The organism is Nakamurella aerolata (genome assembly GCF_013002705.1).
Classification (GTDB): domain Bacteria; phylum Actinomycetota; class Actinomycetes; order Mycobacteriales; family Nakamurellaceae; genus Nakamurella; species Nakamurella aerolata.
Window position 1 is genome coordinate 563,518 of sequence record NZ_JABEND010000002.1, and the last position, 14,318, is coordinate 577,835.

Annotated in this window: 17 protein-coding genes; 13 read left to right on the forward strand and 4 right to left on the reverse strand. The window is 70.2% G+C overall.

Translation table 11 applies throughout. From position 1 onward, the window contains the following. The first annotated feature begins 56 nt into the window (after window positions 1-56). Window positions 57-764 carry a putative immunity protein gene (locus HKD39_RS05770; protein ID WP_212754019.1) on the forward strand — a complete coding sequence of 236 codons (708 nt, stop codon included), beginning with the start codon at window positions 57-59 and terminating at the stop codon, window positions 762-764. Next, window positions 764-1,279 (forward strand): putative immunity protein, encoded by a 516-nt coding sequence (locus tag HKD39_RS05775; RefSeq protein WP_171198998.1) that lies wholly within the window; start codon window positions 764-766, stop codon window positions 1,277-1,279. The genes HKD39_RS05770 and HKD39_RS05775 overlap by 1 nt, the downstream gene beginning before the upstream one ends. Window positions 1,280-1,282: 3 nt before the next feature. On the opposite strand, the gene HKD39_RS05780 is transcribed toward HKD39_RS05775, so the two are convergent. The 3 genes from HKD39_RS05780 to HKD39_RS05790 all read right to left on the reverse strand — a co-directional run bounded on the left by HKD39_RS05780 (window position 1,283) and on the right by HKD39_RS05790 (window position 4,190). Next, window positions 1,283-2,095 (reverse strand): phosphatase PAP2 family protein, encoded by an 813-nt coding sequence (locus HKD39_RS05780; RefSeq protein WP_171198835.1) that lies wholly within the window; start codon window positions 2,093-2,095, stop codon window positions 1,283-1,285. Beyond that, window positions 2,095-2,874, reverse strand: coding sequence for an SDR family oxidoreductase (locus HKD39_RS05785; protein ID WP_171198836.1), 780 nt, complete (start codon window positions 2,872-2,874; stop codon window positions 2,095-2,097). The genes HKD39_RS05780 and HKD39_RS05785 overlap by 1 nt, the downstream gene beginning before the upstream one ends. Before the next feature lie 80 nt (window positions 2,875-2,954). Beyond that, a complete protein-coding gene (locus HKD39_RS05790; protein ID WP_171198837.1) occupies window positions 2,955-4,190 on the reverse strand; it encodes an ATP-binding protein in 1,236 nt (411 codons plus the stop codon). A gap of 602 nt (window positions 4,191-4,792) precedes the next feature. On the opposite strand from HKD39_RS05790, the gene infA reads away from it, so the two are divergent. The 8 genes from infA (at window position 4,793) to HKD39_RS18660 (ending at window position 10,579) form a co-directional block, all read left to right on the forward strand. Next, window positions 4,793-5,014, forward strand: a complete 222-nt coding sequence (infA, locus tag HKD39_RS05795) for a translation initiation factor IF-1 (protein WP_004558881.1) — start codon at window positions 4,793-4,795, stop codon at window positions 5,012-5,014. An 81-nt stretch (window positions 5,015-5,095) separates the two neighbouring features. Continuing rightward, entirely contained in the window at window positions 5,096-5,209 is a 114-nt protein-coding gene (rpmJ, locus tag HKD39_RS05800; RefSeq protein ID WP_171198838.1) for a 50S ribosomal protein L36, read from the forward strand. A gap of 261 nt (window positions 5,210-5,470) precedes the next feature. Beyond that, entirely contained in the window at window positions 5,471-5,848 is a 378-nt protein-coding gene (gene rpsM / locus HKD39_RS05805) for a 30S ribosomal protein S13 (protein WP_171198839.1), read from the forward strand. A gap of 6 nt (window positions 5,849-5,854) precedes the next feature. Next, window positions 5,855-6,259 carry a 30S ribosomal protein S11 gene (rpsK, locus tag HKD39_RS05810; RefSeq protein WP_171198840.1) on the forward strand — a complete coding sequence of 135 codons (405 nt, stop codon included), beginning with the start codon at window positions 5,855-5,857 and terminating at the stop codon, window positions 6,257-6,259. Window positions 6,260-6,282: 23 nt separating this feature from the next. Then, a complete protein-coding gene (gene rpsD, locus HKD39_RS05815) occupies window positions 6,283-6,888 on the forward strand; it encodes a 30S ribosomal protein S4 (RefSeq protein WP_171198841.1) in 606 nt (201 codons plus the stop codon). A gap of 361 nt (window positions 6,889-7,249) precedes the next feature. Next, a complete protein-coding gene (locus tag HKD39_RS05820) occupies window positions 7,250-8,359 on the forward strand; it encodes a DNA-directed RNA polymerase subunit alpha (RefSeq protein WP_171198842.1) in 1,110 nt (369 codons plus the stop codon). 16 nt (window positions 8,360-8,375) lie between these two features. Further along, window positions 8,376-9,206 (forward strand): 50S ribosomal protein L17, encoded by an 831-nt coding sequence (rplQ, locus tag HKD39_RS20340; protein ID WP_171198843.1) that lies wholly within the window; start codon window positions 8,376-8,378, stop codon window positions 9,204-9,206. A 50-nt stretch (window positions 9,207-9,256) separates the two neighbouring features. Beyond that, complete coding sequence (locus HKD39_RS18660; protein ID WP_212754021.1) at window positions 9,257-10,579, forward strand: tRNA pseudouridine synthase A; 1,323 nt, start codon at window positions 9,257-9,259, stop codon at window positions 10,577-10,579. A gap of 16 nt (window positions 10,580-10,595) precedes the next feature. Here the strand turns inward: HKD39_RS18660 and HKD39_RS05840 are convergent, their stop codons facing one another. After that, the gene (locus tag HKD39_RS05840) at window positions 10,596-11,024 is read right to left on the reverse strand and encodes a hypothetical protein (RefSeq protein WP_171198844.1); all 429 of its coding nucleotides are present in this window, start codon (window positions 11,022-11,024) and stop codon (window positions 10,596-10,598) included. Here HKD39_RS05840 and HKD39_RS05845 point away from each other — a divergent pair. From HKD39_RS05845 to HKD39_RS05855, 3 genes are all read left to right on the forward strand, one after another. After that, the gene (locus HKD39_RS05845; RefSeq protein ID WP_171198845.1) at window positions 10,996-12,078 is read left to right on the forward strand and encodes a DUF7373 family lipoprotein; all 1,083 of its coding nucleotides are present in this window, start codon (window positions 10,996-10,998) and stop codon (window positions 12,076-12,078) included. The genes HKD39_RS05840 and HKD39_RS05845 overlap by 29 nt on opposite strands. A 93-nt stretch (window positions 12,079-12,171) precedes the next feature. Continuing rightward, window positions 12,172-13,467: a phosphopyruvate hydratase gene (gene eno, locus HKD39_RS05850; RefSeq protein ID WP_171198846.1), complete on the forward strand. Its 1,296-nt coding sequence runs from the start codon at window positions 12,172-12,174 to the stop codon at window positions 13,465-13,467. After that, complete coding sequence (locus tag HKD39_RS05855) at window positions 13,467-14,318, forward strand: FtsB family cell division protein (RefSeq protein WP_171198847.1); 852 nt, start codon at window positions 13,467-13,469, stop codon at window positions 14,316-14,318. The genes eno and HKD39_RS05855 overlap by 1 nt, the downstream gene beginning before the upstream one ends.

Sequence of the window (14,318 nt, forward strand, 5' to 3'; positions counted from 1 at the left end):
TCGCGGGTGTCGCCGCAAAAGTTTCAACCGAGCGTTCACAGTTACGGTTTGCCTACATGACACCAAAGGCGACCAGGACAGCGCCAGACTTCGACCTGACGACGGCCGAGCTGCGGGCGGTCGCGGCCTTCGCCGCTCGGCACGCGCAGGATGTCCTCGGTGTTTTCGAGGCGGCCGTGCCGGGCGACCAGCGACCCAGGGCGGCGGTGGACGCCGCGTTGCTGTTCGCCGGCGGCGCGCCCCGGTCCGCGGTGCAGCGCCGCGCCGCTGCGGACGCCCATCGCGCCGCGCGGCAGGCGCCCAGCGAGCCGGCTCGGCTTGCCGCTCTTGCTGCCGGAGATGCGGCCGCCGCGGCGTACCTGCATCCGTTGGCCCGGTCCAGCCAGCTTGCGCACCTGCTCCGCTCAGCAGCTGCGGTCGCGGCTATCGCCGAAGTGTCGGGCGCCGAGCCCGCGGCGGCCGCCTTGCTCAGCACGCGGCGGCGCGCCACCCCCGTGGTGCTGGCCGTGCTGCGGCGCTACCCGTCGCTGCCCGAGCCGCCCGCCGGGGCCAGCCCGGTGACGCGGCTGCTGGTCACCCTCGACCGTGCCCTGCGCGCCGACACCGGCACCGACGCGGGCGCCGACACCGACACAGGCACCGGCACTGACACCGGCGCCCGCGCTGATGCGGCGGCCGGCGCCGATGCGACTGCCGGTGCCGGGCAACCCGACGCCGGGGCCCCTGCCGCCGAGAAGCGAAGCGATGCAAGGAGTTGCGGGTGATGATCTTCGCACCGACCCCGGACCAGCGGTTGGTGACCGTCCGTCGCGGCGGCACTCTGACAGACCACGACCATCGGCTGCTCGCGCTCTGGGCGGCCGATTGCGCCGAGCACGTGGTGGGGCTGTTCGAGGCGCAGCAGCCGACCGACCCGCGGCCGCGCGCGGCGATCGAGCACATCAGAGCCTGGGTGCGCGGCGAGGTGGGGATGATGCGGTCGAGGGCGGCGGGCGGCCACGCCATGGGCGCGGCCAGAAACCTCAAGGGAGCAGCCAGGTTTGCCGCGTATGCCGCCGGCCAAGCCGGGTGCGTGGCGCACGTCGCCGCGCACCAGCTCGGTGCCGCGGCCTACGCCATCAAAGCGGTGCGGGCCGCAGCGCCCGCCGGAGCCGAACGGGCAGCGGGGCAGCTGGAATGCGATTGGCAGCGCGCGCAACTGCCACCCGACGTCCGGGAGCTGGTGCTGGACGACCAGCGCCTCCGCAACGACTACTGCTGGTCGGTGTTCGACTGTTGAGTCCTAGTGTCCGTGAGTCCGAGTGTCCGGCGGCGGGTTCGCTGCGAGCCTTCGTTGTGCGGTCGGCTGCTGCCAGGCCCGCCACAATCGGCGGACGGTGACGCACAGCAGCAGCCAGGCCGCACCGGTCACCCAGCCGCCGAGCACGTCGGTGGCCCAGTGCACACCGAGGTACAGCCTCGAAATGCCAATGCTGGCAACGAAAACCGCGGCCAGCACGATCAGCGGAGCCCGCCAGCGCGGGGCCCGGTCGCGCATCGCCACCACCGCCATCAGCACGCACGCCCCGATGACGGCCGTCGCGGCCAGCGCATGCCCGGACGGGAACGAGGCGTTGGTTTCGGTCACCAACCGCTGCGCCTCCGGCGGCCGCACGCGGCCGACCGCGCGCTTGCCGAAGAACACGATCAGCCCGGCCCCCGCCGACACCACGGCGACGAAGATCGCCGCCCCCCACGACCGTCGCCAGCCCAGCACCAGCACCACCACGACGGCCAGCACCGTCATCGACACCGTCGAGCCAAGCGTGGTGATCGCCTTGAAAATGGTTGTGGCGGTTGGACTCCGATGCTCGACGAACCACTGCCAGACCGGCCGGTCGAAGACCGTCAGCCCGTCGCCCTCGCCGGCCGCGTCGGCCAGGGCCGCGGCGGTGCCGCCCGCCACGGCCAACGCCGCGCCGTACAGACCGAACGTCCAGGCCGAGGCGATCCGCCAGGTGCGCCCCACCCGCAGGGCCGACAGCGTCGCCAACACCGCCAGCGCCACCGCCGCCAGCGCGTAGGGCAGCCAGACGTGCCAGTATTCGCCGATCATCAGCGACTGACGCCGCCGTCGACCGGCAGGGCAACCCCGGTGAGGTAGCCGGCCGCGGGGGAGAGCAGGAACGCGGCGGCCGCGCCGAACTCTGCCGGCCGCCCGTACCGCCGCAGCGGCACCGACTGCTCCGCTGCCCTCCTGGCCGCAGCCGGGTCGGCTGCTGCCGCCGCCACCTCACGCACCCGGTCGGTCTCGATGCTGCCCGGCAGCAGCGAGTTCACCCGGATGCCTTGCGGGCCAAGCCCATCGGCCATCTCTTTGGCGATCATCGCAAGGCCCGGCCGCAGGCCGTTGGAGATGGCCAACGTCGGTGCCGGTTGCACAACGGTGCTGGACAACACGAAGGCGATCGCGCCCCGTTCGCCGTCCACCGGTGGCTGGTTGTGCAGGACGCCGACGACGGCGCGGGCGATGCGCAACGCCCCGAGGAAGACCCGGTCGAAGCTGTCCCGCCACTGCTCGTCGGTGATGTCGGTCAGCGCGCCGGCCGGCGGTCCGCCGACGCTGATCAACGCGCCCCGCAGCGGCGCCAGACCCTGCGCCGCGGCCAGGAGTTGTTGCGGTGCAGCAGGATCGGCGTTGTCAACGCCCACCCCGACGGCGCGCCCCGGCCCACCGTTGGTGAGCTGGTCGGCGGCGGCTGCGGCGGACTCCGCGGTGCGCCCGCTGACCACCACGTCGGCCCCCGAGGCCACCAGCACCTCAGCGGTGGCGCGGCCGAGCCCGCGGGTGCCGCCGGTGATCAGGTACGTCCGCCCGGCCAGCTGTAGGTCCATCGGCTCTGCTCCTTGGTTGTTCGCGCTTGCCGCGCCGTCCCGCCGCTGCTCGGGTGGTCCGGTGTGCCGGCGAGCAGGATTCAGTCGTCGGGGTCCAGATTGCCCTGCAGCACGTAATCGCCGAAACCGTTGACGGTGAAGCCCAACCGCCCGCGACTGGTCGGCCGGATGACGCCCTTGGTGATCAGCCGCTCCCGCAGCTCGCTCAGGCTGGTGCTCGAGGTGTGCAGCGCCGCGGCGATGTCACTGCGGGCGACCGAGGGTGAGCCGGTGTCCGCGGCGATCCGCGCCATCGCCCGCAGCAGCTTGCGTTCGGCCGGGGTGGCGTCTGCCCAACGGGTGCGGTGCAGTCGCACCAGTTGCTCAGCTGCCCGCTCGATGCCGGTGCGCACCTGGTCGAGCGTCAACGTCCCGCCGGGAGCGGGTCGTCCGGCGGCCCGCCAGGCCTCGTCACCGACCAGCTGCACGGTGAACGGGAAGCCCTCGGCGAACCTGACGGCGGCGTCCAGCGCGTCCACCTGCCAACTGACCCCGCGCTCCCGGGCCGGCGCGGTGAGCGCCGTGCGCACCGCCTGGTCGGACAGCGGCCCCAGCACCGGGTAGTGAAAGCGTTCGCTGAACGTTGCGGCCTTGCGCAGTGCGTCCTCGGCGTCCGGCGTACCGGCGGCGAACACCGCCGCCCGCAGCGGCCCGCCGACGCGGCGCTGAAGGTTCTGCCAGGTGTGCGCCAACGTGCTGAGACCGGCAGGGTCGGCGCTCTGGATCTCGTCGATCAGCAGCACCAGCCCGCTGTGACCTTCCTGCTGGGCCGCCGCCACCGTCTCGGTGATCAACTCCTCGAACTCGAGGGTGGGGTCGGTCGGCCGGTTGCCGGCACCCGTCGTTGTGCCCGACTTGCCGGCGGGCTCGACGCTGGCCTCCACCTGCGCCACTCCAGGGACGCCGACGATGAGCTTGACGGTGAGCCGGTCCAGGATCCGGCGCAGCTTGGAGTGCTTGCTGCGCTTCGGCGGCCGCTCGCCGTCCCAGGCGCGCAGTTGTCGGTCGATGCGGTCGGCGATGGCGCCGATCAGCGAGTCGCCCGCCCCGCCGGCTGCCCATACCGTGACGGCGCCGCGGCCCTTGGCCAGTTGGTCGACCTGCGAAAGGATCGACGTCTTGCCCATACCGCGCGGTGCCGCATCGACCCTGATCCGCCCGATGAACTCGCCGAGATCGGCCATCAGCGAGATCTGTTCGTCGATGTCGGCGAGTTGCTCGTCGCGGCCCGGCACCTGGCGCGCGATCTGGCCAGGGGTGTACGGACTCGGCTGCATGCTTGGCCCCGCTCTCCCTGGCCGATCCAGCGCACTGTCGATAATGCGTGATATTAGCCTGAAACTATCACGAATCATCGGAGTGGGCATCGGGTTGCGCGGATGCTGGGCCGGGGGATCGGGCCCAGCGAGTCGGGCCGGGAGCCGGGATGTGGCGGAAGCTGCGTGGCGAGCTGCGTGCCGAGAGGCTGAATGGCGAGGAAGCTGAGTGCCGAGAGGCTTCGCCGGACGCCGCTCGGGCGCCGATTGGATTCAGGGGCGCCCGCCGCGTACAGTTGACTGTTGGCGCGCGTGTCGGGCCGGTTCTGGCGTGTTCACTGTTCGCCCGAGAACCAGCTCGGGACGAGCATCTTTCCCGGTGTCTGGGCCGATGCTAGCTCGCAGGTTGAGCCGGCGGCGCGGACCCACCCCGAGCAGCAAGCAAGCGGTCTGCCGGTGCCCGGCGGGCGGCTTGTCGCTGGCTGCCGAAGCACGTGCGGTACCGGGCAGCGCAGAGCCGGTGCAGGAAGAGCAGCCGGTGCAGGCAGCACAGCGGTACAGACAGCAGTACGGAATAACTGCAACACGGAACAACTGCAACACGGAATAGAAGAGGATCGGATTTGGCTAAGAAGGACGGCGCGATCGAGGTCGAGGGCCGGGTTGTCGAGCCGCTGCCCAATGCCATGTTCCGAGTCGAGCTGGAGAACGGGCACAAGGTGCTCGCCCACATCAGCGGCAAGATGCGGCAGCACTACATCCGCATCCTCCCGGAGGACCGGGTTGTCGTCGAACTCTCGCCGTACGACCTGTCTCGCGGCCGCATCGTCTACCGCTACAAGTAAATCTTCGCGGCGGCAGGGCAGATCCAGCGCCGCATGGTTCCCCGGAACCATCCCCCACACCAGCGACACCGAGGAAAAGCAATGAAGGTACAGCCGAGCGTCAAGCCGATCTGTGACAAGTGCAAGGTCATCCGGCGGCACAGCCGCGTCATGGTGATCTGCGAGAACCCGCGCCACAAGCAGCGGCAGGGTTGAGCGACGAGCCTGCGCAAGCACCACAGATAAGACTGCACCCGCCACGTGGCGGGTGAGCCGGAGCGAGACCGGCACACCTGAATATCGCGTCACCACCCGCCGTCCTGCCGGAACTTCCGGCAAGGGCAGCGGACCACCCCCGGACTACAGGCCGGGGCCCGCACGGACCGGCTCATCCCAGCCGGTCCCCACTGCGGGACGGGACGCGACCGACACCTGTAGCGCAGCCCGGGGAAACCCGGCAAGAAGGAGAGCGGCCAGATGGCACGTCTCATGGGAGTGGATCTCCCGCGCGACAAGCGCATGGAGATCGCACTGACCTACATCTACGGCATCGGGCACACCCGCTCGGTCGCCATCCTGAAGTCGACCGGTATCTCGCCGGATCTTCGGAGCAAGGACCTCACCGACGATCAGGTGCTCGCCCTGCGCGACGCCATCGACGCCGAGGGTTACAAGGTCGAGGGCGACCTGCGCCGCGAGGTGCAGGCCGACATCCGCCGCAAGATGGAGATCGGGTCGTACCAGGGCCTGCGTCACCGCCGGCACCTGCCGGTCCGCGGCCAGCGCACCAAGACCAACGCCCGCACCCGCAAGGGCCCGAAGAAGACCATCGCCGGCAAGAAGAAGGCCAGGTAATCCGCCATGCCACCGAAGACTCGTGCAGGTGCCGTGAAAAAGGTGCGCCGCAAGGAGAAGAAGAACGTCTCCCACGGTCACGCTCACATCAAGAGCACCTTCAACAACACCATCGTCTCGATCACCGACCCGACCGGTGCGGTGATCAGCTGGGCCTCCGCCGGCCACGTCGGCTTCAAGGGCTCCCGCAAGTCGACCCCGTACGCCGCCCAGATGGCCGCGGAGAACGCCGCGCGCAAGGCCATGGAACACGGCATGCGCAAGGTCGACGTGTTCGTCAAGGGTCCCGGCTCGGGCCGGGAGACCGCCATCCGCTCGCTGCAGGCCACCGGCCTGGAGGTGGGTGCGATCTCCGACGTCACCCCGCAGGCACACAACGGAACCCGGCCGCCCAAGCGGCGCCGGGTCTGACGGGGAAGAAGGTTTAGAAAACAATGGCTCGCTATACAGGTCCCGTTACCAAGATTTCCCGTCGCCTCAAGACCGACCTGGTCGGCGGCGATCAGGCGTTCGAGCGCCGTCCCTTCCCTCCCGGGCAGCACGGCCGCGCCCGCACCAAGGAGAAGGAGTACCTGACCCAGCTGCAGGAGAAGCAGAAGGCCAGGTACACCTACGGCGTCATGGAGAAGCAGTTCTCCCGCTACTACGACGAGGCCACCCGCACCAAGGGCAAGACCGGTGAAGCTCTGCTGGTCATCCTGGAGTCGCGGCTGGACAACGTCATCTACCGTGCCGGCCTGGCCAGGACCCGCCGCGCTGCCCGGCAGCTGGTGACCCACGGCCACTTCGAGGTCAACGGTGTGCGGGTGGACGTGCCCAGCTACCGCGTCGAGCAGTACGACATCATCACCATCCGCAAGCAGTCGGTGGCGAAGTTCCCGTTCGAGCTGGCGCGGCAGACCCAGGGCGAGCGCACCGCTCCGGCCTGGATGCAGGTGGTCCCCGACACCCTGCAGATCCTGATCCACCAGCTGCCGGTGCGGGCGCAGATCGATTCGCAGATCAACGAACAGCTGATCGTCGAGTACTACTCCAAGTAGGTCGAGTACTACTCCAAGTAGTCGGGTCCACAAGTATTCGGTCCGACTGCGTCGTCCGACTACTCGGGTCCACAGCGATCGGTTGACTCCGTCGGCCGGTCCCTTGGATTCACAAGTGTGACCAACGGGTTCATCGCTGACCCGTCGCGCTTCCGGCTCGCGCCGGCCGGTCGGCGCCGGCACCCGGCATCACGGGTGCGGCACCGACCGGCCGGCGGCGGAGCCGCTCACCACACGGCACCACCGTGTGGGTGCGCAGCCGGTCACCGCACCAGCTGCGCCGCACTGCACGACGAAAGTTGTTGTGCCCCAACGTGACGTCATATAGCGGTCGTCACCTGAACATGGGAGAGGAATCCCTGTGCTGATTTCCCAGCGCCCCGCCCTTGCCGAGGAAAGCGTCTCGGCGAACCGAGCCCGGTTCGTCATCGAGCCGCTGGAGCCCGGCTTCGGCTACACCCTTGGCAACTCGCTGCGCCGGACGCTGCTGTCGTCCATCCCGGGCGCCAGCGTCACCAGCATCCGCATCGACGGTGTGCTGCACGAGTTCACCACCGTCCCCGGCGTGAAAGAGGACGTCACCGAGCTGATCCTGAACGTCAAGGATCTGGTCGTCTCCTCCGAGGACGACGAGCCCGTCGTCATGTACCTGCGCAAGCAGGGCCCCGGCGAGGTCACCGCCGCCGACATCGCGCCGCCGGCCGGCGTCACCGTGCACAACCCCGACCTGCACCTTGCCACCCTCACCGACAAGGGCAAGCTCGAGATCGAGCTGGTGGTCGAGCGCGGCCGTGGCTATGTGCCTGCCGCTCCGAACAAGGCCGTCGGCGCCGAGATCGGTCGCATCCCGGTCGATTCGATCTACTCGCCGGTGCTCAAGGTCACCTACCGGGTGGAGGCCACCCGCGTCGAGCAGCGCACCGACTTCGACCGGCTGGTGCTCGACGTCGAGACCAAGTCGTCGATCAGCCCGCGGGACGCGCTGGCCTCGGCCGGCACCACCCTGGTGGAGCTGTTCGGTCTTGCCCGCGAGCTGAACGTCAACGCCGAAGGCATCGAGATCGGCCCGTCGCCGGCCGAGGCCGACCACATTGCGGCGTTCAGCCTGCCGATCGAGGAGATGGACCTGACCGTCCGCTCCTACAACTGCCTCAAGCGCGAAGGCATCCACAGCGTCGGCGAGCTGGTCGGCCGTACCGAGGCCGACCTGCTGGACATCCGCAACTTCGGCCAGAAGTCGATCGACGAGGTCAAGGTCAAGCTGCACCAGATGGGCTTGGCGCTCAAGGATTCCCCGGCCGGCTTCGATCCGACCGCAGCCGCGCTGGCCTACGGCAACGACTGGGGCCCGACGGTGTCCCAGGCCGGTGCCGAAGGCGCCGATGGTGACGATGCCACCGCGGGTGCCGCCGGCGCTGACGGCGGCAGCGGTGACGACCAGGGCGACTACGCCGAGACCGAACAGATCTGATAGGAGCACGTAGATCATGCCCACCCCGAACAAGGGTCCGCGGCTCGGCGGTTCGCCGCAGCACGAGCGACTGATTCTGGCCAACCTGGCCACTCAGCTGTTCGAGCACGGCCGGATCACCACCACCGAGACCAAGGCCAAGCGCCTGCGCCCGGTGGCCGAGAAGCTGGTGACCGCGGCCAAGCGCGGCACCCTGCACGCCCGTCGTGAGGTCATGAAGACCATCCGCGACAAGGACGTTGTGCACAAGCTGTTCGCCGAGATCGGCCCCAGCTTCGCCACCCGAGAGGGCGGCTACACCCGCATCGTCAAGACGATGCCGCGCAAGGGTGACAACGCCCAGATGGCCGTCATCGAGCTGATCGGTGAGGAGACCGTCAGCTCGCAGGCCAACCGGGTTGCGCGCCGGGCCGCGTCCCGCCGCAACAACGCCGGTGACTCCGCCGCCGGCGCCGAGAGCACCGACAGCGCTGCCACCGAGTCGACGGAGTCCACCAGCTCCGCCGACTCCGCGGGGTCCGCCGGCTCCGACGACAGTGCCGACAACTCCGACACCGCAGGCACCCCGCAGGCTGTGGCGGACACCGAGGTCGAGGAGTCGGCATCGACCGACGACGCGCCCTACGGCCCCGGTAGCCACGCCCCGCTGGAGGACGGCGGGCAGCCGGACGGCTTCCCGATCAAGGGCAACGCCGACTCGATGCTCTACCACGTGCCGGATTCGGCGTTCTACGACAGGACCGTTGCCGAGGTGTGGTTCGCCACCGCCGAGGACGCGGAGAAGGCCGGTTTCCAGCTGCCGCCGTCGCAGCGTGAGGACGCCGACAGCGATTCCAGCGAGAGCTGATATCGCCGACTGGGCAGGCTCGGCGGTAAGACCGTAAGAACGCCGCAGTCATGAAGACCGAGCAGCCGCAGCGCGGGCCCCACTCCGACACCGGAGTGGGGCCCGCGCTGCTGTCCGAGCCCGGCGCGCCGGCCGTGACCGCCGATACCGCCGACACTGCCGATACTTCCGACACTGCCGACACTGCCAACACTGCCGAGACCGCTGGCCCCCCGGACGCCGCCCGGCCCGCCGGGTTGGTGCGGCTGCGACTGGACATCTGTTACGACGGAACGGATTTCCGCGGCTGGGCGGTGCAGCCAGGGCTGCGCACGGTCGCCGGCGAGCTCGGCGACGCGCTGCAGGTGCTGTTCCGGGCGCCGGTGCCGCTGGTGGTGGCGGGACGCACCGATTCCGGCGTGCACGCCAGCGGTCAGGTCGCACACATCGACGTCGACCCGGACGCGTTGGCCCGGCTGGCGCCCCGGCAGCGCCGCGGCGCCCGCCCGCAACGGACCAGTGGGGGCGAGCCGGCCACGGCCACAGCAACGTCGGGCGCCGGCGGCGGCACTCCGGTTGCCGCCCAGGACGTTTCGGCCCTGGGTCAGGACGTTTCGGCGCCCGCGCAGGACGCCCCCGATGTCAAGGACGCGCCCGACGGCGAGAACGCGCCTGGCGAGAACGCGCCCGACGGCGAGGACGCTTCGGCCGCGATGCCCGGCCTCACCGGGTTGCGCCGCCGGCTGGCCGGGCTGCTGCCCGCGGATCTGCGGGTGCGTGCCGTCACCCGCGCCCCCGACGGGTTCGATGCCAGGTTCTCCGCGCTGCGCCGGCACTACCGCTACCGGATCGTCACCGCCGATTGGGGCGTCGATCCGCTGCGCCGCAACGATGTGCTGCATCTGCCGAGACCGCTGGACGCCGACCGCATGCACCGGGCCGCACAGGGCCTGCTGGGCCTGCGCGACTTTGCCGCGTACTGCCGCCCGCGCCCCGGCAGCACCACCATCAGAGACCTGCAGCGGCTGGACGTCCGGCGCACAGCGAACCCCGGCGAGATCGAGGTGCTGGTCACCGCCGACGCGTTCTGCCACTCCATGGTGCGGTCGCTGGTCGGGGTGCTGATCGCGGTGGGCGAGGAACGCTCAGACCTCGCCGCTCCGGTGCGACTGCTGGCGGCCGGCGAGCGCACCGCGGCGATACACACCGCCCCGGCCCGCGGCCTCACCTTGACCGGCGTCGACTACCCGCCGGCCGGCCAACTGGCCGAGCGGGCCACGCTCACCAGGGCGGTACGCGATGATGGAGCCGTCCACCCGGAACGTGCGTCGGAGGGTGAGCGCGCCGTCGACGTTTCATCGGCGGCCAACGAGCTGGGAGGCAGGCACACATGAGTCAGCGCAGTCGCCGTCACGGCAGCACCGCCCCGAGCACCGCCCCGAGAACCGCCCGGCCGGCAGTATCCGGTCGGCGCCGCTGGCTGCTCGCGCCGGTACTGGCTGCTGCCGTGCTGGCCTCCGGGTGCGCGACGACGGTGGCCGGGGTTGCCCAGCAGGGCGGGGCGGTCGCCGGCCCCGACACGTCAGGCTCCACCACCTCAGAGTCCACCACCTCAGGCTCCGACACGTCGGGCTCGACGCCCCCGCCGGGCGCCAGCGAAGTCGACCCGGCGCCCGTCGGGCCGTCGCCGTCGGCCTCCACCGAAACCGGGCCGACTGGTCCGGCAACCTCGTCCGGCGCACCCGGACCGGCGCAGCCGTCGTCGGGGTCGGCGCCGAGCAGCGGCGAGTCAACGCCTAACAGCGCAGCGTTGTCGACGGACCAGCCGGAGACGTCCAACGGCGGCATCTACTACCCGACCAAGCCGCAGCAGTTCGTCGAGCTGGCACCCAGCGAGAACACCGGAATGCTGATCCAGAGCCGCACCCTTGCCGGTTACCTACCGGTCCCGACCGCGCTCGACCCGCAGTACACCGACGTGCTGTCGCTGAACGTGCTGCCGATGCGCGGCGGCGACAGCCTCACCGCGTTGCTGGACAAACCCGGCGTGGCCGTCGGCACGAAGCTGGGCATGTACGGCGGGTTCAGCACCGGGCGTCGGTCGGTCAAGAAGAAGGACAGCTCGCTGATCCTCGCCGCGCTGATCTTCCCGAGCCCGGACGCCGCCGGCAAGGCCGCCAAGGCCCTGGCCGAAGCCGGGGTGAGCGACGACCCCGACCTGCCGTACAAGGCGGTGAAGCTGCCGAACCAGCCCAAGGGCTTCGGTCTGCAGAACCCGAAAACGCCCAGCCTGCAAGGCTTTCTGGCCTCCGGGAGCCTGGTGCTGTACGTCTACCTCGCCGGTGAGCGCGGGGAGAACATGACGCCAAAGCTGCCGGCCGTTGGCAGCTATCTGGCCGCCCTGCAGAAATCCACCGCGTCGTTCAAACCGGTGCCCAAGGCCAAACTGAAGACCCTCAAGCTCGACCCCGATGGGGCCTACGCCCGCGCGCTGCCGAACAAGAAGGGTGACGGCACCGTCTACGACGGCGCCTGGTCGGCCAAGGCGTTCCTGCATGCGATGGGCGACTACAAGGCCGACAGCGAGGTGTTCGAGCAGGCGAAGGTGGACGCGGTCGGCAGCGGCCGGTCCACCGTCTACCGGGCCAAGGATCACGCCGGTGCGGCACTGGTGTCCGCCCAGTTCGTCCGCGATCTCACCGCCAGCAAACCCGGCTACTCGCCGATGGCGGCGCCCGGCGGGATGGAAGGGGTGAGCTGCCTGCGGAACACCCTCGAAGCCAAGTTCTACTGCACCGGCGCCGTCGGCCGGTATGCGTTCGAGTACCACGCCGAAGACTCCGAGGACCTGCAGCGCTCGCTGCAGTCCCAGGTGGCAGTGCTGAGCGCCTGAGCCGGCACCGGCCGGATAGTCTTGTCTGGCGAAGATCCTGGCGAGATCACAGACAAGTAGGCGCGGGGGAACCGCGTCCGGAGGAGAGAAGACATGGCGGCAATTGAGGTCATCGGCGCGCGCGAAATCCTTGACTCGCGCGGCAATCCGACCGTCGAGGTGGAGATTGCCCTTGACGACGGTTCGCTGGCCAGGGCCGCGGTGCCGTCCGGCGCGTCCACCGGCGAGCACGAGGCGGTGGAGCTGCGCGACGGCGACAAGGGCCGATACCAGGGCAAGGGTGTCACCAAGGCGGTCGAGGCCGTCCTCGACGAGATCGGCCCTGAGCTGATCGGCTACGACGCGACGGAGCAGCGGGTGATCGATCAGGTTCTGATCGATCTCGACGGGACCCCGGACAAGTCACGGATCGGTGCCAACGCCATTCTCGGAGTGAGCCTTGCGGTGGCGAAGGCCGCGGCCGATTCCGCCGAGCTGGAACTGTTCCGCTACATCGGCGGCCCGAACGCGCACATCCTGCCCGTCCCGATGATGAACATCCTCAACGGCGGGGCGCACGCCGACTCCGACGTCGACGTGCAGGAGTTCATGATCGCCCCGATCGGCGCCGCCACCTTCAAGGAGGCGGTGCGCTGGGGCGCAGAGACCTACCACTCGCTGAAGTCGGTGCTGAAGAAGCAGGGGCTTTCCACCGGACTCGGCGACGAGGGCGGGTTCGCGCCCAATCTGCCGTCCAACCGGGCCGCGCTCGACCTCATCTCCGAGGCCATCTCCGGTGCCGGTTTCAAGCTGGGCCGCGACATCGCGTTGGCCATGGATGTGGCTGCGACGGAGTTCTTCGACGGCAAGGGATCCAAGGGCAACTACACCTTCGAGGGCAAGAAGACCTCAACCGCCGACCTGATCGGCTACTACCGGGAGCTGCTGGACGCCTACCCGATCGTCTCGATCGAGGATCCGCTCAGCGAGGACGACTGGGACGGCTGGGTGGAGATCACCAAGCAGCTGGGCGACCGGGTGCAGATCGTCGGCGACGACCTGTTCGTCACCAATCCCGACCGGCTGGAGGAAGGCATCACCCGGCACGCGGCGAACGCATTGCTGGTGAAGGTGAATCAGATCGGCACCCTGTCGGAAACCCTTGATGCGATGGCGCTGGCCCAGTCCAACGCGTTCCGCTGCATGATGAGCCACCGGTCCGGCGAGACCGAGGACACCACCATTGCCGACCTGGCGGTGGCGACCAACTGCGGCCAGATCAAGACCGGCGCGCCGGCCCGCTCCGAGCGGGTGGCCAAGTACAACCAGCTGCTGCGGATCGAAGAGAACCTCGGCGATGCGGCGCGTTACCAAGGTGAGCTGGCCTTCCCGAGGTTCACTGATCAGTGATGAGTAGGCGCCCTGCCGAGCGGGGCCCCGGCCGCAGGCGCTCCGCCAGCAGTGGACGCCAGGGACCGGGCGCCCGTCGCAACAGCAACGGCCCGGCCGCCCCGCGGGGAGGCCGGGCCGTCCGGCGTGCCCCCGGCCGGCCGGTCGGCAGCGACGCCACCGGCCGTTCCGGTGCCGCTCGGAGCACCGGCTCCGGTGCGGCCAGGGCAACCGGCGCCAAATCCTCCGGCCGCGGTGCAGGTACCGCGCGGGTCACTGCCCGCACGGCCAAGAGCCGGGGTGCGGATTCCGGCTCGGGGATGTGGCGGCAGCTGACGGTGCTCGGCCTTGTGCTGATCGCCGTCGCGCTGGCCGTCGCGGTGCCGCTCCGCGGTTACCTCGACCAGCGGGCGCAGCTGGCCGGCGCCATCGCCGAGCAGCAGGAGTTGGAGCGGCAGAAGCAGGTGCTGCAGGACCGTCGCGACGCCCTGAAAGACCCTGACTACGTCAAGGAGCAGGCCAGGCAGCGGTTGCAGTGGGTGGAGAAGGGCGAGCGGGTGTACCGGGTGGTAGGCGGCAAACCCGAGAGCACCGCCGCGGCCGGCGGGACCGCGGCTCCCGGCACCAGTGCCCCCGCAACCACCGAGCAGCCCTGGTACGGGGACCTGTGGGACTCGTTGACCGAACCCGCCGCACCCGGCTCGACCGCCGCACCCGGCTCCACCGGTGCGCCGGCCACCGGCACGTCCGCTGCTCCGGTCGCGCCTGCGACCGGCACCACCTCGGGCGCCGCTGCTACCGCGGGTGCAGGCGCCACCGGCGCTGCCGGGCCCACGGCGCCCAGCACCTCGGCGGCTGCTGGTACCAGGTGA